The following is a 23,984-nucleotide window of genomic DNA, read 5'->3' as shown; positions in this document are numbered from 1 at the left end:
GTCGCTGGGAGATCTGGCCCTGCGCTTCGGCGGCTCGCTGGCGGTGGTGGGACTGGTGGTGGTGGCGGCGCGGCGGATTCTGCCGTCGCTTTTCCTGCGCCTGGCCCGCACCCGCGCTCGGGAGACCTTCGTGCTCGGGGCGTTGTTCACCTGCCTGGCCATGGCCTGGCTGACCCACGAGCTGGGCTTCTCCCTGGCGTTGGGGGCCTTCCTGGCGGGCCTGGTGGTCTCGGAGACGGAGTACAGCCATCAGGTGGTGGCGGATGTGGGGCCGTTCCGGGATCTGCTCTCTAGCGTTTTCTTCATCTCCATCGGCATGTTGGTGGATCTCTCCTACGCCGTCAGCCATCTGCCGGCGGTGCTCGGTTTGGCGTTGGCGATTTTGGTGGTCAAGAGCTTTGTGGCGGGAGGCGCCACCGGTTTGTGCGGCTTTCCCCATCGCACGCGGCTGCTAGCGGGGCTGGCCCTGGCGCAGGTGGGAGAGTTTTCCTTCGTGCTCATGGAGGTGGGGCGCGAATACGGCCTGCTGGGGCCGGAGCGCTTCCAGCTGCTGCTGGCGGCGGCGGTGGTGACCATCTTGGCCACGCCGTACCTGATGAAGTTGGGGCCGATCTTGGCCAATCGGTGGATGAGCGCCGGCGACGAGAGTGCGGAGTCGGAGGGGGACGACAAGCTCTCCGGCCACGTGGTGGTGGTGGGCTATGGCGTCGGCGGCAAGCTGCTGGCCCGGGAGCTGCGGGAGGTGAGCATTCCCTACGTGGTGGTGGAGCTCAACGCCGAGCGGGTGCGCCAGGCGAAGAAGGCCGGGGAGACCATCCACTATGGCGACGCCACCCGCGCCGAGATTCTGCTCCACGCCGGCGTTGAGCGGGCGGAGATGGTGGTCTTCGTGATCTCCGACGCGGAAGCGCTGCGCCACTGCGTGGGGCTCGCCCGGCGCCTCAACCCCCAGGCCCAGATCCTGGTGCGCAGCCGGCGCAGCGGGGCCATCGACGACTTGCAGGAGCTGGGAGCGGATCAGGTGGTGGCGGAGGATTTCGAGACCGCCATCGAGATCTTCACCCGGGTGCTGCGGCGCTACCGCGTGCCCCGCAATGTGATCCGTGCCCAGACCCGGGTACTGCGGGGAGAGGGCTATGCGATGCTGCGCGCCCCGGCCCTGACCGAGGGGGTATCGGAAGCGGTGCTGGAGGCGCTGGCGGCGGGCACCACCGATCTCTACCGGTTGGAGGCCGACAGCCCCGCCGTCGGCCAGAGCCTGCGGGATCTCGACCTGCGCCGCCGCACCGGCGCGACGGTGATCGCCGTGGTGCGCGGCGAGACTCCCCATCCGAGCCCGCTGCCGGACACGCTGCTGGAAGGCGGCGACACCCTGGTGTTGGTGGGGAGTCACGAAGAAATCGACCGCGCCTTCGAGATCCTCGGCGGAGGCGAGGATCCGGCACCAGAGTAGAGCCAACGAGCTGCCGATCACAGTGCAAGAAGACGGGAGTGTCGTGATCTTGCGATACGATGCTTTTGTATTGGGCCGGTCATGAAGACCGGCACTTATTTATCTTTTAGGAGGACATATTATGTCTATGAGGAACATGGCGTCCCGGGGATCCATCACGTGCGGAGCTCGGAGCTGTCGGGTCATTTGGATGCTCTTGGCTCTGGCGGCCCTGGCGCTGCCGGCGCTGGAAGCGCTGGCGAAGAAGCCGGTGGTGCCGCCGTCTCCCACCGGCAGCCGCATCGCCGTGGCCAACCGCGGGGGCGATACCGTCACCCTCATCGATGTGGCCAGCGAGCGCCGGCTGCAGATCGAGCTGGAGGCGGGGTCAGAGCCCATGTACGCCCAGAACCCCTTCTTTTCGGATGAGATCTGGATCGGTGACCGGGGCCATGACCGGGTGCTGGTCTATGACGCCCTGCGGCTTCGCCGCATCGCCGACATCCCGGTGGGGGAGGGCGTCTTCCACATGTGGAACAACGGCGCGCTGGGTCAGATGTGGGTGGTCAATGACGTCGACAAGACCCTGTCGGTGATCGATTTGGAGACCAAGCAGGTGCTGGCCACCATCCCCATCCCGGCGGACCTGGCCACCGACTTCCAGCCCCACGACATCACCGTCACCGCCGACGCCGGCATCGTCTCGTTGCTGGGACCGGGGCAGACCGTGGGCTGGCTGGTCAAGTTCAGCGGCCACACCTTCCAGGAGGAGGCCCGGCTGCAGGTGGGGGCGGATCCCCACCTCTTCTTCTGGGGCTTTGCGGACAGCGAGCTCTATGTCGCCAGCCAGGGGGCCGGTGAAGTGCTGGAGCTCGATCCGGAGACTCTCCAGGTCACCGGGCAGCTGAGCATTCCGGGGGCCCATGGGATCTGGGCCGACGAGTCGGAGACCTATCTCTATGTCACCGACATCACCTCCGGCGACGGCATCGACTCGATCTATACCATCGATGTCGACAGCTTCCAGGTGGTGCCGGGCTCACCGGTGGATGCACCGCTGGCCAATCCCCACAACATCATGATCTCCATCGACAACACCAAGATGTTCATCTCCCACTCTAGCTCCACCTTCACCAGCATCTACGACCTCGATCCCGGCGGGCTGCCGGTCAACGGCCGCATCGTGGAGACGGGGCCGGTGCCCTTCGGGGTGATGTTGATCCGGGATCCGCTGTGCAAGCGGAAGAAAAAGAAGAAGTAGACCTCTTCTGATACCCGGTCAAGCATCCCGCCCCGGGCTCGATACGCTCGGGGCGGGGGCCGTGGAGGGTTCCAACAGCCGAATGCGATAGTCTTTAGGGGCTGAAGGAGCCATGACCGTGAAAGCCATCAAACTAGCCTCTCGAGTCACCAAGGATCACAAGGTTCAGATCGACTTGCCCGAGGAAGTGCGAGAAGGTCCTGTCGAGATCATCGTGCTGTTGCAGGACGACGAGGAACCGGCTCTGACGGCGCCCGCCAGCGGCACCACTACCTTGGGAGAGGTTCTGGCAGCTCGTCGCCCGGACTCACACTGGATTCGCAGCAAAGAGGAGCTCGATGCCGCCCTCGAGGTGGAGCGGGCAAGCTGGGATTGAGTCAGCGCCGCGTTTACTTAGATAGCTGTCTGATCATCTACCTGATACAGGCCGAGGAGTCGGTTCGCGAGCCTATCCGGGCTGCTCTCAATCCCAGGCACGAAGCGACTCCAGAGGTTTGTATCTCTGCCCTCAGCTGTCTTGAGTGCAGGGTCAAACCGATGAAGGATGGAGACCACGAACTCTTGGCAGAGTTTGATCGGTTCTTTGCCAGCCGAGATCTCCGCCGAGCTCGACTCACGAGAACCGTCATCGATCTCGCTACCGAGCTGCGGGCGGAGCTCGGAGTCCGAACTCCCGATGCCCTCCATCTTGCCGCTGCACTTTCCTGGGATTGTCAGGAATTTTGGACTAACGACCAGCGTCTCCCGGTCCGGCTTCGCGAGCGCATCGACATCCGCCACTTTCCCTGACCCTCAATCCCAGCGTAGCGCCACCATGGGGTCGGTGCGGGCGGCGCGGCGGGCGGGGAGGTAGGAGGCCACCAGGCTGATGGTCAGCAGGACCGCGGCGACGCTGCCGTAGGTCCAGGGGTCGAGGGCCCCGACACCGTAGAGCAGGCTTTGCATCAGCCGGGCGAGGCCGAAGGCGGCACCGGCTCCTACCGCGATACCGAGGCCGGCGAGGGCCAGAGCCTGGCGCAACACCAGCCGTCGCACCTCTCCCTGATCCGCTCCCAAGGCCAAGCGCAGGCCCAGCTCCTTGGTGCGCTGGGAGACGGTGTAGGAGGTGACGCCGTAGATGCCGATGGCGCCCAGCAGCAGCGCCACCGCCGCCGCCAGAGCCAGCATGGTCATGGTGAAGGCGGTGCGCGCCAGGCGCCGGCTTTGGATTTCCTCCAGGGTGCGCACATTGGCCACCGGTAGATTGGTGTTGACCCCCCACACCGCTTCCTGCACCTCTTCCAACAGGCCCGGAGTGCCCAGCCGCGGCGTGCGCAGGACGATAGCCATCCAGCGCCGGGCCTGGAGCTCGTCCTCCTCGCCGTCCTTCCAGACCATAGGCCAGTAAGCCACCGGCACCGCGTCCTCGGCGAAGCCGTCGTCGTGGACGTTGCCCACCACGCCGATGATCTCCCACCACGGACCCTCGGTACCGCCCCGCACTCGCTTCCCCAGGGCCTCCGCGGGGGAGTCCCAATAGGCGCTGGCGAGGTTCTCTGTCACCACCAGATTGCGGGCGCGGGTGTGGATGTCGTTCCAGGTCAGATCCCGGCCGGCGAGGAGGGGGTTGCCCATGGTCTGGAAGTATCCCGGGGTGATCCACTTCATGCGGCGAATCGGCGGCAGCTGGCCCTCGGGAGTGGGGAAGTCCTCGACGAAGAGAGCGTCGTTGGAGTCCCAGCGATCCATGGTGATGGAGCTGGTGAGGCCCACGGACTCGGTGCCCGGGATTTCTTCCAGGCGGCGATAGATCTCTTCGTAGGCCAAAGCTACCTGGGCCGGATCCTCGACCTCGGCGGTGGGGATCATCACGCGGGCGGTGAACACGCCCTCCGGATCATCGAAGCCCGGGTCGACGTTGCGCAGGGCGTCGAAGCTGCGCAGCATCAGGCCGCAGCCCACCAACAGCACCAGCGCCATGGAGACCTGGGCCACTACCAGCAGGTTGCGGGCACGGTGCCGCTCCTTGCCGTCGCTGCCGCCGCGGCCGCCCTCCTTGAGGGCCACCGCCAGCTGACCCTTGCTCCCCCGCAGGCCCGGGGCGATGCCGAAGAGGAGGCCGGCGAAGAGAGCGATGGCGGCGGTGAAGGCCAGCACCTGGGGATCGATGGCGATCTCCTCGACTCGGGGCAGGCCGGCGGGGGCGGTGGCCCGCAGCAGCTGCAGGCCGGCCCAGGCCAGACCCAGCCCGACGGCGCCGCCGAGGGCACCGAGGAGCAGGCTCTCGCTCAGGAAGGCGCGGACCAGCTTGCGGCGGCCGGCGCCCAGAGCGGTGCGCACCGCCATCTCCAGCTGGCGGCTTTCGGCGCGCACCAGGAAGAGGTTGGCGACGTTGGCACAGGCGATGAGGAGCACCAGGCCGGCGGTGCCGAGGAGGATCCACAGGGCGGAGGAGACGTCGCCGATGGCGTCCTCCTGGAACGGCCGCACTACCGCGCCGAAGCGCGCCTCTTCGAGCATGCCGAGGGTGATGCCGCCGGGGAAGGCTTCGGCGGCCATGGGGATCATGCGGGTGATGTCGGCGTTGGCCTGTTCCAGGGTGGCGCCGGGCTTGAGCCGCGCGACGCTCTGATAGCTGAAGTTGCCCATATTCACTTCGGCGCGGTCGAATTGGAACGGCAAGAGCAGCTGGGGATCGGAATTGAGGAAGCGGAACTCATCCCCCAGAACGCCGATGACCTCCATCGGGCGGCCGTTGATGGTGAGGGTCCGTCCCACCACCTGGGGATCGCCGTCGAGACGCTGCTGCCAATAGCCGTGGGTCACCATCACCGTTTCCGCCGTACCCGGGCTGTCGTCCTCGGCGCTGAACACCCGGCCCAGGACGGGGCGCACGCCCAGCAGGGGAAGGGTGCCGTCGGTCACCGACAGGGCCTCCACCTGCTCCGGCCGGTCGAGGCCGGTGACCGTCACCTCGGTCTCGTCCCACATGCCGATGTCTTCGAAGTAGCGGCCTTCGTCGCGGTAGGTGAAGTACGTCGCAGGACTCTGGTTGACCAGCTCGAAGCCCAGCCCCGGAGCCGTGTGCCAGACCCCCACCAGGCGCTCCGGCTCTTCGAACGGCAAGGGCTTGAGGAGCACGCCGCGGACGACGCTGAAGACGGCGCTGTTGGCCCCGATGGCCAGAGCCAGTGTGGCGACGGCGATGACGGTGAAGAGGGGGGAGTGGGCAAGGCGGCGGAGAGCGTAGCGCAGCTCCTGGACGATGTCGTACATGGCGATCCTCAGCGTAGCGATGAAGCTCCGGCACGGCCGGGAGCTTCGCAAAGTGATCGCGGCCCCGGATGGGGGCCGCGTTTCGGCGTTCGCTAGCTAGGACGCTCGGGAGGTGAGATTTGTTTCAGCCGTCCTCCCCCGACGGCTCTCTGCTCAGCGGCTCCGGGTGTCGGTCTCGGTTGATTCCGAAGCTTCGCCCTCCGCCTCCCGCGCCAGGGCGATGAGCCGCGAGGGAGTGCGCAGGAGGAGCACGCCCTCGGAGACTGCCGGGGTGGCCATGAGGGGCTCGTCCAGAGCGTGGAGAGCCAGCTCTTCGTACTCCGCACCGGCCTGGAAGATGTACACCTGGCCCTCCTCCGTGGTGGCGTAGATCTTGCCGTTCACCGCCACCGGGGAGGCGGTAAAGGTGCCGCCCTTGGAGAAGCGTTGTTTGTAGATGACGTTGCCGGTGGTGGCGTCGTAGGTCACCAGCCGGCCGTTGTGGTGCACCACGTAGAGCAATCCGCGGTAGAGCAGCGGCGTCGGCATGTAGGCGCCGCCGATGCCCAGGCTCCAGGTCAGCCGCGGATCCTCGCCCCGGGGATCCACCTCCAGGTCGCCGCGCACGCCGGCGGGCACGGCGTAGATGGGCTTGACCGGCGGATAGCCGGCGGAGACGTAGACCACGTCATCCCCCACCACCGGGGTGGCGATGACCAGCTCGGAGTTGGGGGCCAGGCTCCACAGTTCCTTGCCGGTGGCGGCGTCGTAGCCGTGGATCACCGAGCCGTTGACCACCAGCTGGTCGCCCTGGGGAGTGGGGAAGATGGCCGGCGTGGCCCAGGACGGGGCGACGTCCCGCTCCGTGCGCCAGGCGAGCTTGCCGGTCTTCAGGTCCCAGGCGGCGAGGTATTGGCCGCCGTGGATGTCCACCTGCAGAATCGCCTTGCCGTCGTAGAGGATGGGACTGGCGGCGAAGCCCCACTCCAGGCCGGGGTCGTTGAAGGCGCCGGCGTTGAGGCCTCCCAGGTCGTGGTGCCAGAGCACCTTGCCCTGCATGTCGAGGCAGGCGAGGCCGGCGGTGGGGAAGACCACCACCACGTGCTCGCCGTCGGTGACCGGCGTCGAGTTGGCCTGGGTGGCCTTGAAGTGGCGGTCGGTGAGGGGCACGGCGCGGCCGATCTCGGTCTCCCACAGCTGCTTGCCGGTGGTTTTGTCGAAGGCGAGGACCAGCCAACGGTGCTCCACCTCCTCCTGGACGTCCTGGATGGCGCCGGTGAGACCGGTGCGCAGGTTCTGCTCGATGCCTTCCGCCACCGCGGTGGTGAGGAAGACCCGATCGCCCCAGACCACCGGGCTGGAGTTGCCCAGCCCCGGCACCTCCGCCTGCCAGCGGACGCCGTCGCCGCTCTCCAGATCCCACTCCACCGGGGTGTCGACGCCGTCGCCGATGCCGCGGGCGTTGGTGCCTCGGAAGGCGGGCCAGTGCACCGTCGGAGCGGTGGGCGCCGCTGCCTCCGCGGTCTGAGCCTTGGCGACTTCTTCGCTCAGGCCGGCGCGTCCCAGGGGTTGGGCGATGGCCCGGCTCATTCCCACCGGCGGTTGGCCTTCGCGGGTCACCCGCAGGCCTTCGATCTCGTCCGCGCGGCCGAAGAATTGGGCTTGCACTGCCTCGTCAGGGCCGCTGAACTTCTTGTCCCCGGTCACCGTCAGCCGGGTCGCCGGGGCATCGCCGAGCTGGAGGTAGAGGGCGCCCTCCCGCACCTCCACCTTGGCTTCCAGATCTGCGGCGAAGCCTTCGAAGCTGCCGGTGAAGGTCTGGAGCTCTTCCGCGGTGTAAGTGGGAACCGGCGGATCGGGTCGGCTCTCGGCGCGGTCCAGCAGAGCCTTCACCGGCGGTGCGGTGTCTCCGGCCTTGAGCTCTTCGAGGGTCGAGGCGTAGATGGGGCCGGCTTCCACGGCGGCGCGGATGAGCTCCATGCGGCCCTGGGGAACCGCCATCTGGAGCACTCCTTCCCGGCTGTTCGCCCCTTCCTTCAGCAGGAAGAGCACGACCTCGGAATGCTCGTTGAACATCGCCCAATCGACGGGACCGACACCGTAGAACGAGTCCTTCTGGTCGATGTCGGCTCCCTGGCTCACCAGATAGCGGGCGATCTCCAATTCACCGTTGCGGGCGGCCATGGTGAGGGGAGTGGTGCCGTATTTGTCCTGGGAGTTCACCGGCACCCCCGCCTCCACCAATTGCTTCACCTTCGCCAGATCCCCGGCATTGGCAGCGTCGAAGAGGTCCTCCGGCGTCTGCGCCGTGGCGCTGCCCGGCAGGGCCACCATCAGGGCACCGGCCAGGAGCACGGCCAGGACCATCGTCCAGGCCTCCATGATGCGGGCCCCCGTCTCGAGCTTCGTTCTCTTGCCATCCATCGTTGCCGCTCCTTTCTCGCCAGCTTTCTCCGTTTTCGATTGGCCCGATCATAGCGGCTTCGCGGAGGGGGATCTCTCGTTGGCGGCAATCGAGAGCTGGAAACCGAGGGGGCAAAACGGCTTCGTAGCTACTCCTGCATAAGTGAAGATGCTTATTTATACCAGTCAGATTTTTACCCGTCAGATCCTCAGCCCCATTCCAGGTTCCTTCGGTCCTCTCAGAGGAAAACTTCAACGGGTCGGTGCAGTGTCGCCTTCATGACACCTCATTGAGCCGTTTTCCGTCGCCCTGCGCCGCAGCTCCACCGATGGTGCCGTGGCGGGGCTCGGTCTTCCGCTTCGCCAGGAGGCGGAGAGGCCGTTCTTCTGCTATCTCCTGGCACCGTTCGTACAAAGGAGCGCTATGAAAACCCTCAGCAAGCTCTCTCGGCGTCTCGCGCCCTGGGCCCTCGGTCTGGGCCTCGGCCTGGGACTGGCCCTCGTCTATCTCGGTGGAGAGGCTCTCTCCGCCGCCGAGGACGATGTGGCCGTCTACCAGGTGGACGTGTCTCAATCCATGACCGGTGAAGACCTGGACGCTTTCCTGGACTTCGTGCGCAGCAACCCCGGCAAGGACATTCTTCTCGAGCCGTCGGATCCGTTGCCGGTGACGCCGGGTCCCGAGCGTCGTCAGCAGGACGAAGCCCGGGCTGCGGAGGAGGCGAAGCGCCACGACGCCAAGATCGCCGAGGGCCTCGCCAGCGGTCTCTACACCCAGGACGGTCCGGCTCCGGACTGCGCTTCCCTTTCGGAAGCAGCCAACGGCGAGCCGGCGATCTTCCGGCTGTGCGAGAACGGCGTGCGCCCCGTGCCCACGGCCCTGCCGACGGCTCCCGTGGAGTCGACCCGGGCCGCCGAGGAGCGCCTCACCGCCTACCTCCAGGCGGTGCTCACCAGCCCCGACGCCACGGAAGCCCAGCTGGGATTGGCATCCAGCTTCAGCGATGCTTCGGCGTTGGACAGCGTGACCCTGGCCGAGGGCGGTGAGGTGACGGTGGACTTCAACTTCGGCATTTCTTCCCAGATCGGCGGTCTGCACCCCGGACTCGCCACCCACTACATGCTCGAGCAGCTCTACCGCACGCTCTTCCAATTCCGCGACGTGCGCAAGGTGACCCTCACCCTCGACGGCAGCTGCCGCGCCTTCGGTGATCTTTTCGAAGGACCGTGCCAGGAGCTCGACCGGGATCTCTGGGAGCTGATGACCGAACTCAACGACGAGCAGGTCGCGTACTTCACCCTGAAGGGAGGCCAATAATGTTGCGCCAGTTGCTGATCGTTCTCTCCGTCGCCGCCCTCACCTTCAGCGGGGTGGTGCTGGTTCATTCCATCGACGCCGACACCACGTGGAACGGCTCCAACGGCTACAAGATCTACCTGTCGCCGGCCACCCACGCGCCCTATAGCGGTAGCAACCCCAACTATGGCTGCGACAGCCACAACGAGAATTATTGGGCCGCCGAGCTCGGCTGGACCGCCGCCGCCGGCGCCGGCACCGACCTGGTGGCCCGGGGCTATTCCGTGCGCCTGGGCAACTCCGGCTACGTCACCAACAAGAACAGCTCCAACTCCTGGGGCGCGGATTACCACATCCCCTTGCACTCCAATGCCCCAGGCTCCACCAGCCAGTGGGATTGCACCGCTCCCTACGACCTGAGCTACTCGGCTTCCGGCACCCTGCTGCTCTATTACCCGGGCAGCTCCGGCGGTGCCGGCATGTCCGACAATCTGGTTTACACCGTCGGCGGCTCGAGCCCGGGCTACGGCACCGACAAGAAGATCTCCAGCACCTGCTGCACCGAGATCACCGGTACCACCGCCTACGCGGCGTACCTGGAGTCGGGCTTCCACACCTTCAATCCGGATCAGGATTGGCTGCAGGACGAGTCCAGCTGGGGCTGGCGCGTCGGCTGGGGCGTCGACCGCTACCTCGGCTATCCATAAGCACTAGCCTGTCTTTCGAACGGTCCTGAACGGTCGTTCGAGCCTCCGCTCACCTTTGGGTGGGCGGGGGCTTTTTTGTGCTTGGTGGTGGCCTTCGAGGCGGCTGCACAACGATGGGCTGGTTGAAGGAAGAGCACCCCGGAGTGGGAAGTTCCGTCGTCGGTCCGTCTCACCGGATGAAGCAACGAGAACCAGGACGAGCGGGGCGAAGCCGGTACCCGGCCATGCTCCTCCGAGCCGGCTTCGCGGCCCGCGGTCCTGGGGCGTCAACCCCATCCAAGGAGGTCTTCAGCCATGCTCCACCCCATCTCGTCACCGACCCCACACCCTCCCCGGCCGGGCCGGGCCTTCCCGAGGTGCCTTCCGGTTCTGATGCCGGCTCTTCTGGTGGTCCTGGCTTGCTTGGCTTTCCCGGTGACCGCCGATGAGCACTCCGTCTACGAAGTGCGAGTCAACCCTCATCGGTCCTATTACGAGCTCGGTAAAGCCTATCCGGACACGGTAACCGTAGAGATCACCTGCACGATGGCCGATCTCTCCAAGGGTGCTAGTGGAAGAAGGGAGATCTTGATGAAAGGCGCGGTTGCCGCCATCGACTATTCAACCGGGTGCGTGGGAGCCGATGACCTTCAGATTTCCGTCGAGGCTATCGGAAAGGCTCGTATCTTCCAGGCCTCAGAACCCGACAGTGGATCTGCCTCCGGCACTGGCCGAGGTTCGGCCAATACTCCCAGTTCTCAAGCGAAGAGTCGCGGCGATGGCGACACTCCAGCTCGGAGTGGCTCGCACTGCCAGTGTGACCCCGCTTGTCCGTGCACTGAGAAGGTCAAGCTTCCCAAGGGTAAGAGGGTGATGTCGGTCCCTGTGGAAGAGCAGGACGACGACATGATTGCTACCTTCTCCATCGACCTCGAGAACACCGATCTGGAAGGTTCCAGCCGCAGCTTCGCTTTGGCCATCATGCCCACCAAGAATGGCGGTCATCTCCTGCAGAAGCCCGTCTACAAGGTGATTCCTCTCTCCGAGCCTCTGGCCGATTCCTTCCGCAGTGATCGGGTAGCTTCCGAGCTCTTTCTCGGTAGCACCTACGGCTTGGAGTACGACGAGAACGGCGACAACTCCGGCTTCGGTCAATCGGAGCTGGTGGGGCGGCTGAGCATCGACTATCTGTGGGGTAGGGATAAGAAGTGGGCGCTGCACTCCGGCCTCCGGATCCTCTCCTCCAGCTTCGTCAGCGAGCTCCAACCTGAGTCTGAAGGAGACGAGCCCATGGCCATGGCGAGCACCGCCGGGCTGTTCGGGGCCCAGACCGACATGGACGGGATGGACGACGGTGAGGAGGAGGATTCGGCGCCGGTGGACACCGTGGACTCCTACTCAGGAAGCTTTTACCTGCATTGGCAGCCGGGATGGTTGAGCCCAGACCGGTATTCGGCCACCGGCAAGGATCCGGAGCGTCCCTACGACGCCTTTCGCTTTGGCATCTTCGCTCGCGTCGGTTTCATTTCTCGGGACAGTCTGACGGTGACCGGTGACAGCACGATCATGCGCTGGAACGTTGGCTTGAGCTTGACCCACCGTCAGACCCATGCCAGGAGCCCGTGGGAGGACAACACCAATGGTTTTCCCATCGGCTTCATCGAATTCTCCTATGCACGGTATGAAGAGTTCGGCGGCATGGAGGATTCGGGTCGATTCGTGGCGGATGCAGGACTGCGTCTGGCGAATACCGGCAAGGGCGCCGTGCCTTTCTACGTTGGCGTCCATCTCAATGCCGGCAAAGGCCCCGACGATCACCGCATTTTCGCCGGCTTTCTCTTCGAACTCGACCGCCTGGCCGCGCTGGTCAAGAACTGAGCGGGTCGGCGGCCGACCTCTGCTAGGGCTCCCCAGCCTCCCGCACGAACGGCAGGTTGGGGAGCCCGGCGGAGAAACTGGAGGTTTTGCCGTCGTGGCGGCGGAGGAAGTCGGCGGAGAAGGAGAGGCGGTCGCCGTCGATGGCGTTGAGGAAGTGAGTCTTGACCAGAATGGTGGTGGTGCTGCCGGGGGAGAGGAGGGTGAAGGATTCGGTGGGCTCCTGGTCGGCGGTCTCGCCGTCGATGCACGCGATGCCGGTGATGCGGTTGGAGCCGGTGCGGGAATAGGAGCCGGTATTGTCCGCCAAGGCGAAGTCGCAATAGCTGCCCTTGTCCAGCGCGAGATAGAGAGGGCTATCCGTCCGATTGGTGAGGGTGACGGCGAGGTTCGCCTTCTTGCCGTCGCTCTGCACCGTCACCAGGTCGGCGGTGATGCGCAGGAAACTATTCGTCCAGGTGCCCGAGGGAGGTGGCGAAGAGCCGGTGGACGGGGTACCGGTGGTGGTGGGGACCTCGGGCTGGGAACGGGTACCGGCTGGAGAAGGGGACGGACGCTGGGGCTCCTGATCGAGCAGGGAGCGCACTTTCGAGCGGGGCACCGTCACCGCCGTAGTGGACACGACCTCCCCAGTCTCCACCGAGATGGCGTTGGCATAGATGCGGATGGTTTTGCCCAAGTCCGCCGTCGTACCCACGATCACCGCGTCAGCGCCAAAGACTCTGCCGACGTCCGCCAGGCTGTCCTGATCGAAGAAGCGGGAAGCGGTCTGTCGTTGTTCCTGCCGCACCTGATCGAGGCGACGGCGCTCCACCAGGGTGAAGGCCCCCGGGGCTGCCGCATGGAGGCGGGCGATGAGCTCGTCCGCCAGCACTATCCCGAAGACTGTGGTCTCCCCGTTGGTATCCACGAAGTCCAGCACCGCCACGCTGTGCATCGCGCTGGGTTCCAAATCCGAGGCCAGATTGCGGGCCATGATGTCCACGCCCTCCCCGAGGGACTCGGCGCGAGTGACGCAGGAATTACCCAGGCTCAGGGCCAGCAGCGGCAATAGCAGCCAGAGGCCGGAGGACGGCCTCCGGGGCACGGTCCTCACGGTGTCTCCATCAGCGCGCGCACTCGCCGTACCAGCGAGCGCTGGAGCTCTTCCAAGGCCTCCGTTCGAGCACGGTCGTGGCGATACTCCACCCCTTCACCCAGCACTTCGAAGGGAATGTAGCGGTAGCCGCGCTCGGGATCATAGAGCTTTGCCTGGCAATGAGCGCGCACCACCGCCAGGTCCGGGTCGGCGGGATCGGCGACGGTCTCCACACTCACTTGCCCCAGCAGCAGGTGTTCGGCGAAGTGATCGAAGTCCGAGCGCTGGAGTTTGTAGACATGGCCGGCGAAGATCAGATCGAAATAGCCGGCGTGAACGAAGACCGGCAGCAGCAGGCCACTGGTGCCGCCGAGGGGATCGGCGACCCGCTGGGAGAGCGTGTCCAGGGTGCGCTGGCCCTCGTCGATGAGCATCACCGCCAGCGGCGTGGTCTCCGGCAGCTGATTCCATACCGTGTCCGATAGACCGCCGGGTGCGGCCGCTCCGCGCACCCCGGGCTCCGGGGGTGGCTCGGCCCGGCCCGGCGCCGGCACCGACAAGGCAGCGAGAAGCCCCACGATTCCCAAGCATCGCAGAGCCTCTGCAATCCGTGGACTCATTACATAAGTATAGCGAAGTGTCGTAATGCGACAGCTCATGGACAAGCTGCGGGATTCTAGGAGACTGCTGAAGAAGTCAGCCGCAAGCGAGAGCGAGGAATTTTCGAGCAGAATCGAGGCGGAGAACCGCAGGCGATTCGAGAATCGTCGAGGTTCGACAACGAAGATTCGGCCGAAAAGAGCCGCTCGGAGCGCGGCGCGAGTTTTTCAGCAGGCTCCTAGAGGGACTGCACTGGGGGAATCAGCGGGACCAGCAGCTTTGGATTTCCGTGCCGGCGAAGGCTCCCGGAAGGTTCTGAGACTGCTACTCTAGGAAACCCCCCGAAGGCCCTGAGGGCCGCCGCCGGACCTGGCGGATGCGGGGCAATTGGAAGTGCCCATCCCCACCATGGAACATCTCATCGTCTCCCGCTTTTCGGTCCCCCGGCTGGACGCTGCCACAGCGGGCTTTCATCGTGACGAGGCATGGCTCGGGGACCGCCTGGAGCTGTTTCGGCGTTTCTTCGTGCCCAGCGTCCAGCGGCTGGAAGTGCCGGCGATTCTGCTTTGCTCGTCCGCCAGCGCGGAGCGGGTGGCGGAGGAGACGCGGGATCTGTCGTGGGTGCGGGTGGAGGTGCAGGACGATTGGTACGGCGGCTGGACCGGTGGGGAGGAGCAGATGCTCACCCGTTTGGATTCCGACGACGCGGTGCACGAGGACTGGCTGAAGGCTCTGGAGGCGGCGCCGGAGGGCTACGAGGCTTACGTCACCAACGGTTTCTACCGCTACGACATCGCCACCGGCCACCTCTACCAACGCCGCCGCCGGGAGCCGTCGCCGCTGGCTGCCTTCCCCGGCGGCCGCAACCCTTACCGTTGGGACCATGCCCAGCTGCCGGAGCATTGCCGCACCTACTCAATGCCCAAGGCCTATCTCTTGCAGGCCATTCACGGCGGCAACCTCAGCAACCGCCGCCCCAGCTGGCGTCACTTCTTCCGCCGTCGCTCCCTGGAGCATCTACGGCCCTTCAACCTTTCGCTCTGAGAGCCGGAGCGGGCCCCTCGAGCCCGCTCCACCGGGATTGGTCCTCAGGTTCGCAGATCGCGCTGCCGCAGGTAGGCCACGAAGGCTGCCAGCCCGCCGGCCACCACCACCGCAGCGGCGACGCGGAAGAAGCTGATGATCCAGGCGATGCCGATGCCCAGGGCCGCCCACTGAACCCACCATTCTCCCGGCGAGGTCATGAAGTTGATCAGCACCAGGAAGGCCAGAATCATCGGGCCGACGAAGAGAAATTTGAGCGCCTGCAGAGTCTTGATCACGAGGGTCTCCTCCTTTAAAGCCAGACTACGGGAGGGATCCTTGGAGGGTTTCGTCGTCAAGACGAGAGCCGTCTATTCACCGTATCAAGACGAATGGTTCAGCCTTTGTCGGATTCCTCGCGCTGCCGGTTGCGTCGCCCAGAGAGGGCGCGGACAACGCCGTGGAGGGTGCGGACTTCGGCCTCGGTGAGCTGGGCGCGCTGGAAGATGTTGCGCAGGTTGCGCACCATGATGGGGCGTTTCTCCGGCGGGTAGAGGAAGCCCGCCTGGTCGAGGTCCTGCTCCAGGTAGTGGAAGAAGAGCTGCATCTCCTCGGCGGTGGCGGGGCGGGCGCCGGCGAGGATCTCCTGGCGTGGGGGAGCCTGGGGCTCCGCCTGGTACCACTCGTAGGCCACCAAGAGCACCGCCTGGGCGAGGTTGAGGGAGCTGAAGGCGGGATTGAGGGGCACCTCCAGCACCGTGTCGGCGAGGACGATGTCGTCGTTGTGGAGGCCGGTGCGCTCGGGGCCGAAGAGGACGCCGAAGGGCTCTTCCCGAGCGGCGCAACCCTGCATCTCCCGAGCCGCTTCCCGCGGCGTCACCACCGGCTTGACCATGTCCCGGCGGCGGGCGGTGGTGGCCCACAGGCGGCGTAGATCCGCCGCTGCCTCGGCGGTGGAGGAGAAGACTCGGGCGCGCTCCAACACCACCAGGGCACCGGAGCAGGAGGCCCGGGCGTCGGGGTTGGGCCAGCCGTCCCGGGGGTTGACCAGCCGCAAGTCGGTGAGGCCGCAGTTGAGCATGGCCCGGGCGGCGGCGCCGATATTTTCCCCCAGCTGAGGTTCCACCAGGATGACAGCGGGTCCGCCACGGTCTTCTTCGGGCAGTCCACGGGTAGAGTCGGTACCGGCCATGGGGCGGGAATGTATCAAATTGGGAGGAGAGCCCCCATCAACCCGCCAGCAGTCGCTGGTAGGTGGTCAGGGAGATGTTGCTGCCGCACACAATGAGGCCGACCCGGCGGCCGGCGAGGGTTTCCGCCAGGGGACCTCGGAGCGCCGCCATGGCCGCCGCCGCCGCCGGTTCCACCGCCAGCTTCATGCCGCCGAAGAGCGCCATCATGGAGTCCCGGAGGGCGTCGTCGTCCACTTTCACCAATTGATCTACGAAGCGCCGGCAGAGAGAGAAGGTGTAGGGGGCGGCGTGGGGAGCGCCGAGACTGTCGGCGATGGTGCGCACCTTGTCGATGGCTTGGGGCTCACCGGCGGCGAAGCTGCGGTGCATGGTGTCGGCGCCCTCGGGCTCGACGCCGTAGACCCGGGTGTGAGGGCTCAGGGCCTTGACCGCGCAGGCGATGCCGGCGCACAGGCCACCGCCGCCGATGGGCACGATGACGGCATCCAGAGCCGGTGCCTGGGAGCACAGCTCGAGGCCGACGGTGGCGGTGCCGAGAACGGTTTGAACACCCTCGAAGGGGTGCACGAAGGTGCGTCCCTCGCGCTCCTGGATAGCCTCCACCTCCTCGAAAGCGCGGTGCACGTCGGGCACCAGAACCACCTCGCCGCCGTAGCTACGGCAGCGTTCCACCCGCCCGGGGTCGGCGCTCTCGGGCATCACCACCTTGGCGTGGCTGTCGAGGAGAGAAGCGGCGCAGGCGACGGCGATGGCGTGATTGCCGGCGGAGACCGCGGTGACGCCCCGGCGGCGCTGCTCCGGATCCAGGCTCAGCAGGTTGAGCAGGGCACCGCGCAGCTTGAAGGTGCCGGTGCGCTGGAAGAGCTCGAGCTTGAGGAAGACCTCGGTGTCGGAGCCGAAGAGCTCCTCGGCTTCCTGGCCGGACCAGGGCCAGGTAGGGGTTTCCGCCACCCGGTCTCCCAACCGGCGGCGGGCGTCGCGGATGGCTTCGAGGGTCGGGGCTGGGGGGAGGGATGAATTGGTCATGGCATGTCTCCGGGAGGGTCGGACCGAAGATAGCAAAAACCCCCGCCGCGGAAGGCGACGGGGGTTGGAGCCCTCGTCCGGTGCCGCTCCTAGGTGGAACGACTACCGGGCGTCAGATCGTGGAATCGGCGGGGCTCAGGGAGCCGCCAGACCGATATGGGTGAACCGGCGGGACTCGAAGGCGTCCAGCAGCAGGGTGCCGGAGTAGCCCGCCTTGGGCTTGGACACGATGCCGAAGCGCACGCGGTCCGCGTCGTCGAGATCGTTGTCCACGCCGTCGATGCGGCCCACGGAGACTTCGTTGAGGAAGAGCTCCAGAGCGCCGTCGTCGTTGCCGGCTCCGGTGGACTGGTAGAACGCTACCTCGACGACGTTGACGCCGGGGTCGAGATCGAAGAAGCCGACCTTGGTCCAGCTGTTGTCGTCGTTGTGGATCTTGAACAGGAAGCGGAAGCCTCCGTCCTTGAACCGCAGCACGCCGGTGGCGAGACGCCGGCTCGGGCCATCGGAGAAGAGCTGGATGATCTTCATCCGCTTGCCGTCGGGCATGGTCACCGAGCTGGGGTCGATGTAGAAGCGGGCCTTGTAGGAGCCCTCTGAGGACGGAGTGAAGTCCTCCAGGAAGACCTTCGAGGTGTCGACGTTGAACTGACCGCCCATGGTTCCCACCAAGGCAGCGCCAGCGGTGACGGTGAGGTCGCCGAAGTCGTCCTTGACGTTGTCCCAGGCGCCGGTGTCACCGCTCTCGAAACCGTCCTCGTAGATGAAGTCCTCGCAGGCCAGCGGGATGTCGAAGGCCTGGGCGCCGTCGGCAACGCTGTTGTTGCTGCCCTGGTCGGCGCTGACGCCCATGCCGCGCTTGGCGAAGCCGCGCCAGATCAGGCACTCGTTGGCGCCACCGTTGTTGGCCAGGTCGGCGGCGAGGATGCCGTCACGGCCGTCCTCGAAGCCCGGCAGACAGGTCTGGGTCTTCATGCCGTCCATGACCAGCTGGATGGCCCGGTTGTTACCGCCGGTGCCGTTGTAGATGTCGGCGTCGAAGCCGTAGCGGTCGACCATGTTCCAGTACACCTCCCAGAGCATGGCGGACCAGATAGAGCCGACACCGTGGGGCACGGACACGCCGCCCACGTCACCGTAGGTGTGGGTGTTGATGCTGATGTCGGTGGTGTAGGGGAACTGGCGGATGCCCGGGCCGTCCACCGGCTGATAGACCAGGTAGGGGGCGATACCCCGCTGGTCTTCCGGCTGATCGCCGACCTTGCCGGTGAGCGCGAGGGCCAGCCAGTCGCTCCAGCCTTCGCCCATCTGCTCGGTATTGCCCAAGCAGCCGACGGCGGAAGGACCGCCGGTGAGGCGGTTGGACACGCCGTGACCGTACTCGTGAATGATCACGCCGTTGTCCATGTCGCTGTCGCGGTCCGGCACCGAGCCGCCACCGTTCTTGAAGGTACCGGTGACGCCCGGCAGCTCGGCCTTGATGATGTCGCCATTGCCCTGGCCGATCATGCCGGCGGGGATGGTGATGTCACCACCGGTGCCGTCGTCGCCGAGGGTGATGGCCGTGTCGCCCTGGTTGTTGACGATCACCACCGCAGTGGCGCCGACGTTCTGGGCGTTGCGGGTCTTGGTCACGAAGGAGCAGCTGCCGCGGTCGATGAGGGCGATGTTGCCGCTGACGGCGCCACCGTTGGTAATGGCCTCACAGCCGTCGGAGGTGGTCCCGGTGCCGTCGTCCACCAGCACCACGTCGCCGCTGATGCCGGTGGTGTCCAGGCCGGGGCCGAAGCCGGCGCCGCTGGCGGCGTAGTTGCCGGCGATGGTGCCAGGAGCGGTGATCTCCAGGATGTTGGGCAGCGGGTTGACCCAGATGAACATCTGCATGCGCGGGTCCGAGCCGTCCGGCGGGGTGCCGAAGTTGGCGTTGTTGGTGCCGGAGCCGTCCTGAGCGTCCGCCTGCACCGGGTCGCCGCCGACGCCACCGTTGCCGTAGTTGTTCTGCTGGAAGTTACCGCCGGCCTCGTCGAAGCCGTAGTGGTAGAGCACATCGTGGACGATGTTGTTCCAGTAGAAGAGGTTGACGATGGCCGCTTCCTGGTTGGTACCGCCCGTCGGGCTGAGGCCCGGATCCCAGGCGAAGTCGAAGTCCAGGCCGGCGCCGCCGGAGGGGCGGAAGCCGGGGACGTTGTTGGCGTCGGAGTCCTCGCTGGCCTCGACGTTGTTGCCGCGGGTGTCGGTGAACTCGGCGCCGGCGGCGCCGTTGGTGTCATGCCAGCCGAAGGGAGAGGCCGTGGCGTTGGCCGGATCGTTGACCACCACGTGGCCCGGACCGACGTCGTCGGGGCTGATCATGGGGAGGGGGAAGACGCGGTAGGAGTCGGCGGCGATCCAGTTGTTCTTGGCGAGGAATTCGCCGTTGGTGGCGTCGACTCGCACATTCCACCAATTCTCGTCGTCGTGCAGACGCAGTACGGTGTTCCACGCCAGACGGACAGTGCCGTCGTCCAGGGGCTGGTAGACCAGCTCGACGGGAATCTCGTCCTGGGACAGGCCGCCCTCGCTGAAGATCGAGTTCTGGACCGGGCCGCCGGTGCCCCCCAGGGGCACCAGGGCGTCGGAGACCCGCAGGCCCAGGTGATTGGCGGAGCGGTGGATGGCGTCGACGGCATCGAGGCTCGGGGCGCGATCGACCACCGAACCGGCGAGGTCCCGCACCCAGCGGTCGCCGATGAAGAAGATACGGCCCTGGTTGTCGATGCTGACGTTGAGCAGGCCATTGTAGACGGGGATGCCGTCCAGACGCTGTTGCAAATAGATGTGGGTGACGCCGTTGTGGCGAGTGGTGTAGCGGTCATTGACCGTCCACTCGGCGAGGTCGTCCTGGGTCAGGCCCATGGAAGCACCGTTGGCTTCCAGGTAATTGGTGACGATATCCAGCGGGTCGTCCGGGCTCGGCGCCGTCAGGAAGCCGGCGCTGGCGGGGACCGCCAACAGCAGGCAGAGGACGGCGAGCCAAGAGGCGGACAAGCTCTTGCACAGTCTCATGGGGTGTTCTCCAAGTTGGTAAATAGTGAGGATGTGACTGGGGCTGAAGCTCTGGTCACGGTTTGCGGGGGAGCGCCAATGGTTAGGGCTCACGTTCTCGACGGCCGTGAGTTTGGACACCTCGTCACAGGAAATCACCTGGCGGTGGAAATCTGAACCATGGACATTAACACATGGAAATGTCCTTGTGACTGTGGAAACAGGTTTTCTTTGCCAGCGCGCTTCTCGGCGACTCTCCCCAGGCTGCTGTGGGAAACTAGCCGGGTGACGGCGGTACTCCAGCGGAAGTTTGCATCTTTCTCATTATAAGGGACTTACGCGTCTTGCACAAAACTCTGTTCAAAGCGTGGAAAGGCCCCGATTTTGGCCCCTTCAACGCCTTTTCCAGAGAGTTTTCCACAGCCTTTTCGACAGCCTCTGTGGACTCTTGCGATGGGCTTCCTTACGCTCTCGCCTGTGCTATGTTTCCTCACCGTAACCAAGATTTCGATTCCGGGGGAGGCGTGGCTCGGGCCAGGGGCGTCTTTCGGCCGGAGCGCTGGAGGAGAGCATGACCGGCCACATCAGCTTTTTCGCCCAAGTCAACCGGAATTTCGACAAGGCGGCGGCGCTCACCAGCCACGATCCGCTGCTCCTCGACCAGATCAAACGCTGCAACAGCGTCTACCACGTCAGCTTTCCCCTCAAGCGGGACGACGGCTCCATCGAGACCATCCAGGCGTGGCGGGCGGAGCATAGTCAGCACAAGCTTCCCACCAAGGGCGGCATCCGCTTTGCCCTTGAGGCCAGCGAGGACGAGGTCACCGCCCTGGCGGCGCTGATGACGTATAAGTGCGCCGTGGTGGACGTGCCCTTCGGCGGCGCCAAGGGTGGTGTCCGGATCAACCGGTGGAAGTATTCGGAGGCGGAGCTGGAGCGCCTCACCCGCCGCTACACGGTGGAGCTGATGCGGAAGAATTTCATCGGCCCCGGCATCGATGTACCGGCGCCGGACTTCGGCAGCAGCGCTCGGGAGATGTCCTGGATCGCCGACACCTACATGACCATCACCGGCGGAGAGCTCAACGCCCTGGCCTGCGTCACTGGCAAGCCCGTGGCCCAGGGGGGCATCCGGGGCCGCACCGAGGCCACCGGATTGGGAGTTTTCTACGGCATCCAGGAGGCCTGCAGCTACCGTGAGGACATGAGCGCCCTGGGGTTGGCCACCGGCGTCGAGGGCAAGCGGGTGGTGATCCAGGGGCTGGGCAACGTCGGCTATCACGCGGCCAAGTTTCTCCAGGACGCGGGAGCACGATTGGTGGCCTTGGCGGAATATGAAGGCGCCATCCACGACTCCGACGGCCTCGACCTGGAAGAGGTGATGGCGCACCGGCGGGAGACCAAGTCCATCCTCGACTTTCCCGGTGCCAGCAACCTGAAGAAGTCCACCGACGCCCTGGAGCTGGAGTGCGACATCCTGGTGCCGGCGGCGCTGGAGAATCAGATCACCGTGGACAACGCGCAGCGCATTCGGGCGCGCATCGTCGCCGAGGCCGCCAACGGTCCCGTGACCTCTGACGCCAGCGAGATCCTCGCTCGGCGCGGGGTGATGGTGATCCCGGACAACTACCTCAACGCCGGCGGCGTCATCGTGTCCTATTTCGAGTGGATCAAGAATCTCTCCCATGTGCGCTTTGGTCGCATGGGCAAGCGCTTCGAAGCGCAGGCCTATCGCCGGCTGTTGGGAGCGGTGGAGCAGGCCACGGGGCATCAATTCAGCGACGAGGAGTACGAGCAGCTGGCCCGCGGCGCCGACGAGCTGGACCTGGTGCGTTCCGGGCTGGAGGACACCATGGTCACCGCCTATCGGGACGTGCGGGAGATCTATCTGCGTCACCGGGAGAAGGCGGATTTGCGCACCGCCGCCTTCATCAACGCCATCGACAAGGTAGCTCTGTGCTACCAGGAGCTGGGGATCTTTCCTTGACCTCTTCTGTTCCGGCCTTCCGCCTGCCGACCCGGGTGGTGCTCGAGCCCGGCTGCCGGCGGCTGCTGCCGGAACGGGTTGCGGCCTGCGGCGCCGGAGGGGCCAGAAGCGCCGCGGACGCCGGCAGCGAGGCGCTACTGGTAGTGGACGCCGGCCTGGCGGAGAGTCCCTGGACCGACGAGGTGCGGTCCTCCCTGGAGCAGCAGGGGCTGCGCTGCCGCATCTTCTCCGGCGTGGAGAGCAATCCCCGGGCGGGAACGGTGGAGGAGCTGGCGGAGGTCGCCCGGCGCAAGCGCCTGAGCCCGGTCATCGCCGTCGGCGGCGGCAGTGTGCTGGATGCCGCCAAGGCCGCCGCCATGCTGGCCACCAACGGCGGCCACTGCGCCGATTATGAGGGCGCGGAACGCTTTCAGGAATCGCCGCTGCCTTTCATCGCCCTGCCCACCACCTGTGGCACCGGCTCGGAGGTCACCTGGGTGTCGGTGATCAGCCAGCCGGAGCGGCGGGTCAAGATCAGCATCAAGGGCCACCGCATGTTCCCGGATCACGCCCTGGTGGATGCGGACTTCCTGCGCACCCTGCCCGCCGAGCTCGTAGCCTGGACCGCCCTCGACGCCCTCACCCACAGCCTGGAGGCGATCACCGGCCGTCTCGCCAATCCCGCTTCGGAGGCCCTGGCCACCCGCTCGGTGGAGCTGCTCTTGGCCTACCTGCCGCGGGCGGCGGCGGATATCGCCGGCGACGACGAGGCCCGGGAGGCGGTGATGACGGCGTCGACCCTGGCCGGAATGGCCTTCGGCAACTCCGATGTCGGCGCCGTGCATTGCCTGTCGGAAACCCTCGGCGGCGGCTGGGATGTGCCCCACGGCCTGGCCAACGCGCTGTTGCTGGTACCGGTGCTGCGCTCCCACGGCGACTCCATCCACGCCGCCCTCGCCCGGGTCGCCCGCCGCGCCTTGCCCCGGAGCCCCGAGGCGGTGTCCGACGACGACAGCGAGGCCGCGTCAGCGCTGCTGGCGGCGGTCAAGCGCCTGGTGGACAGCCTGCGCCTCCCACCCTTCGCCGACTTCGCCATCCCCGCCGAAGACTACGATTGGATCGCCACCCAAGCCGCCGCCAACGGCTCCAACGATTCCAACCCCCGCCCTATGACCCCGGCGGAGTACCGGGCGATCCTGGACGGGCTGCGCTAGCTGTCTGAGGCAACCTCTCCCGGGCAGTACCGAGGCAGCAGATCGTGTTCTTTGCTGCCGTCCCAGACGTCACCGAAGAGGTAGCGGCGGAGGAGCTCTTTGTCTTCCGAGGTGAGGGAGATGTCGGTGGTCACCGCCCGTTGGGGTGCGGCGAGCTCGTCGCTGTCGTTGGAAGGGGCAGGATGGTAGGAGGCGGGGTAGTGGGTGGTGGTGAAGATGCGGTCCCAGAGGCCGAAGAGGGACCAGGGGGCGTCTTTGTGGCGGCAGACGTTGGAGTCCCGGTTCTGATGGCGACGGGCGCTGCGTTCGAGCTGGCCGGCCACCGCCAGGGCGTGGGAAGCGAAGTCCGCCGCCGCCTGGAGGTAGGCGGGCTGGCGCACTTCCTCCGGCAGCGATGCCAGCAGCTCTTGGGCTCGGGCCGCCAGCTGCCGGCCGAAGGGGCTGGCCCGACGCACTTCTTCTTCTAGATAGAGCAGCACCAGATTGTTGAACAAGTATTCGGCGGCGTCGACGGTGAGCTCCACCGGCGGAATCCACTGGTCGTCTCGGCGATAGGCGGGTTCGTAGAGGCTGAAGATGGCTGCCGCGGGTTGCTGGGTTTCCTCACCGCCGTCGGCGGCGCCGTTGCTCCCATCCTCCGCCAGCAGCCGCCAGCCGCTGACGGTGTAGGCC

The 23,984-nt window shown here is 66.2% G+C and carries 19 protein-coding genes; 9 read left to right on the top strand and 10 right to left on the bottom strand.

Features of this window, described 5'->3' with window-relative positions:
• The 3 genes from SX243_15810 to SX243_15800 all read left to right on the top strand — a co-directional run.
• Positions 1 to 1,453 (top strand): cation:proton antiporter (locus tag SX243_15810; GenBank protein ID MDY7094437.1); only part of this gene is annotated, 1,453 nt, incomplete at its 5' end.
• A 190-nt stretch (positions 1,454 to 1,643) separates the two neighbouring features.
• Positions 1,644 to 2,693, top strand: coding sequence for a hypothetical protein (locus tag SX243_15805; GenBank protein MDY7094436.1), 1,050 nt, complete (start codon positions 1,644 to 1,646; stop codon positions 2,691 to 2,693).
• Positions 2,694 to 2,811: 118 nt separating this feature from the next.
• Positions 2,812 to 3,069: a hypothetical protein gene (locus SX243_15800; protein MDY7094435.1), complete on the top strand. Its 258-nt coding sequence runs from the start codon at positions 2,812 to 2,814 to the stop codon at positions 3,067 to 3,069.
• Between the two features lie 17 nt (positions 3,070 to 3,086).
• On the opposite strand, the gene SX243_15795 is transcribed toward SX243_15800, so the two are convergent.
• The 3 genes from SX243_15795 to SX243_15785 form a co-directional block, all read right to left on the bottom strand.
• On the bottom strand, positions 3,087 to 3,473 hold the full coding sequence (locus SX243_15795; protein MDY7094434.1) for a hypothetical protein: 387 nt from the start codon (positions 3,471 to 3,473) through the stop codon (positions 3,087 to 3,089).
• A gap of 12 nt (positions 3,474 to 3,485) precedes the next feature.
• Positions 3,486 to 5,948, bottom strand: a complete 2,463-nt coding sequence (locus tag SX243_15790; GenBank protein ID MDY7094433.1) for an ABC transporter permease — start codon at positions 5,946 to 5,948, stop codon at positions 3,486 to 3,488.
• A gap of 153 nt (positions 5,949 to 6,101) precedes the next feature.
• On the bottom strand, positions 6,102 to 8,351 hold the full coding sequence (locus SX243_15785) for a PQQ-binding-like beta-propeller repeat protein (GenBank protein ID MDY7094432.1): 2,250 nt from the start codon (positions 8,349 to 8,351) through the stop codon (positions 6,102 to 6,104).
• 403 nt (positions 8,352 to 8,754) lie between these two features.
• Here SX243_15785 and SX243_15780 point away from each other — a divergent pair, with 403 nt between their 5' ends.
• From SX243_15780 to SX243_15770, 3 genes are all read left to right on the top strand, one after another.
• Positions 8,755 to 9,648 carry a GerMN domain-containing protein gene (locus SX243_15780; GenBank protein ID MDY7094431.1) on the top strand — a complete coding sequence of 298 codons (894 nt, stop codon included), beginning with the start codon at positions 8,755 to 8,757 and terminating at the stop codon, positions 9,646 to 9,648.
• Complete coding sequence (locus SX243_15775; protein MDY7094430.1) at positions 9,648 to 10,334, top strand: hypothetical protein; 687 nt, start codon at positions 9,648 to 9,650, stop codon at positions 10,332 to 10,334. The genes SX243_15780 and SX243_15775 overlap by 1 nt, the downstream gene beginning before the upstream one ends.
• A gap of 852 nt (positions 10,335 to 11,186) precedes the next feature.
• Positions 11,187 to 12,191: a hypothetical protein gene (locus SX243_15770; protein ID MDY7094429.1), complete on the top strand. Its 1,005-nt coding sequence runs from the start codon at positions 11,187 to 11,189 to the stop codon at positions 12,189 to 12,191.
• A 22-nt stretch (positions 12,192 to 12,213) separates the two neighbouring features.
• Here the strand turns inward: SX243_15770 and SX243_15765 are convergent, their stop codons facing one another.
• A complete protein-coding gene (locus SX243_15765) occupies positions 12,214 to 13,284 on the bottom strand; it encodes a FlgO family outer membrane protein (GenBank protein MDY7094428.1) in 1,071 nt (356 codons plus the stop codon).
• Positions 13,281 to 13,844: a hypothetical protein gene (locus tag SX243_15760; GenBank protein ID MDY7094427.1), complete on the bottom strand. Its 564-nt coding sequence runs from the start codon at positions 13,842 to 13,844 to the stop codon at positions 13,281 to 13,283. The genes SX243_15765 and SX243_15760 overlap by 4 nt, the downstream gene beginning before the upstream one ends.
• Positions 13,845 to 14,253: 409 nt before the next feature.
• Here SX243_15760 and SX243_15755 point away from each other — a divergent pair, with 409 nt between their 5' ends.
• The gene (locus SX243_15755; GenBank protein MDY7094426.1) at positions 14,254 to 14,910 is read left to right on the top strand and encodes a hypothetical protein; all 657 of its coding nucleotides are present in this window, start codon (positions 14,254 to 14,256) and stop codon (positions 14,908 to 14,910) included.
• A gap of 44 nt (positions 14,911 to 14,954) precedes the next feature.
• Here the strand turns inward: SX243_15755 and SX243_15750 are convergent, their stop codons facing one another.
• From SX243_15750 to SX243_15735, 4 genes are all read right to left on the bottom strand, one after another.
• Positions 14,955 to 15,188: a hypothetical protein gene (locus tag SX243_15750; protein ID MDY7094425.1), complete on the bottom strand. Its 234-nt coding sequence runs from the start codon at positions 15,186 to 15,188 to the stop codon at positions 14,955 to 14,957.
• A gap of 98 nt (positions 15,189 to 15,286) precedes the next feature.
• Positions 15,287 to 16,081, bottom strand: coding sequence for an RNA methyltransferase (locus SX243_15745; GenBank protein ID MDY7094424.1), 795 nt, complete (start codon positions 16,079 to 16,081; stop codon positions 15,287 to 15,289).
• Between the two features lie 37 nt (positions 16,082 to 16,118).
• The gene (locus SX243_15740; protein MDY7094423.1) at positions 16,119 to 17,108 is read right to left on the bottom strand and encodes a threonine/serine dehydratase; all 990 of its coding nucleotides are present in this window, start codon (positions 17,106 to 17,108) and stop codon (positions 16,119 to 16,121) included.
• A gap of 135 nt (positions 17,109 to 17,243) precedes the next feature.
• Positions 17,244 to 20,153, bottom strand: coding sequence for a M36 family metallopeptidase (locus SX243_15735; protein MDY7094422.1), 2,910 nt, complete (start codon positions 20,151 to 20,153; stop codon positions 17,244 to 17,246).
• Between the two features lie 550 nt (positions 20,154 to 20,703).
• Here SX243_15735 and SX243_15730 point away from each other — a divergent pair.
• Both SX243_15730 and SX243_15725 read left to right on the top strand, forming a co-directional pair.
• Positions 20,704 to 22,119, top strand: a complete 1,416-nt coding sequence (locus SX243_15730; protein MDY7094421.1) for a Glu/Leu/Phe/Val dehydrogenase — start codon at positions 20,704 to 20,706, stop codon at positions 22,117 to 22,119.
• On the top strand, positions 22,116 to 23,312 hold the full coding sequence (locus SX243_15725) for an iron-containing alcohol dehydrogenase (GenBank protein ID MDY7094420.1): 1,197 nt from the start codon (positions 22,116 to 22,118) through the stop codon (positions 23,310 to 23,312). The genes SX243_15730 and SX243_15725 overlap by 4 nt, the downstream gene beginning before the upstream one ends.
• Here the strand turns inward: SX243_15725 and SX243_15720 are convergent.
• The coding region (locus tag SX243_15720) for a hypothetical protein (protein MDY7094419.1) at positions 23,309 to 23,984 on the bottom strand (676 nt) is incomplete at its 5' end. The genes SX243_15725 and SX243_15720 overlap by 4 nt on opposite strands.

This window comes from Acidobacteriota bacterium, assembly GCA_034211275.1.
GTDB lineage: Bacteria > Acidobacteriota > Thermoanaerobaculia > Multivoradales > JAHZIX01 > JAGQSE01.
Note: the sequence above shows the minus strand (reverse complement) of the source record. Positions and strands in the feature narration are given on the sequence as shown.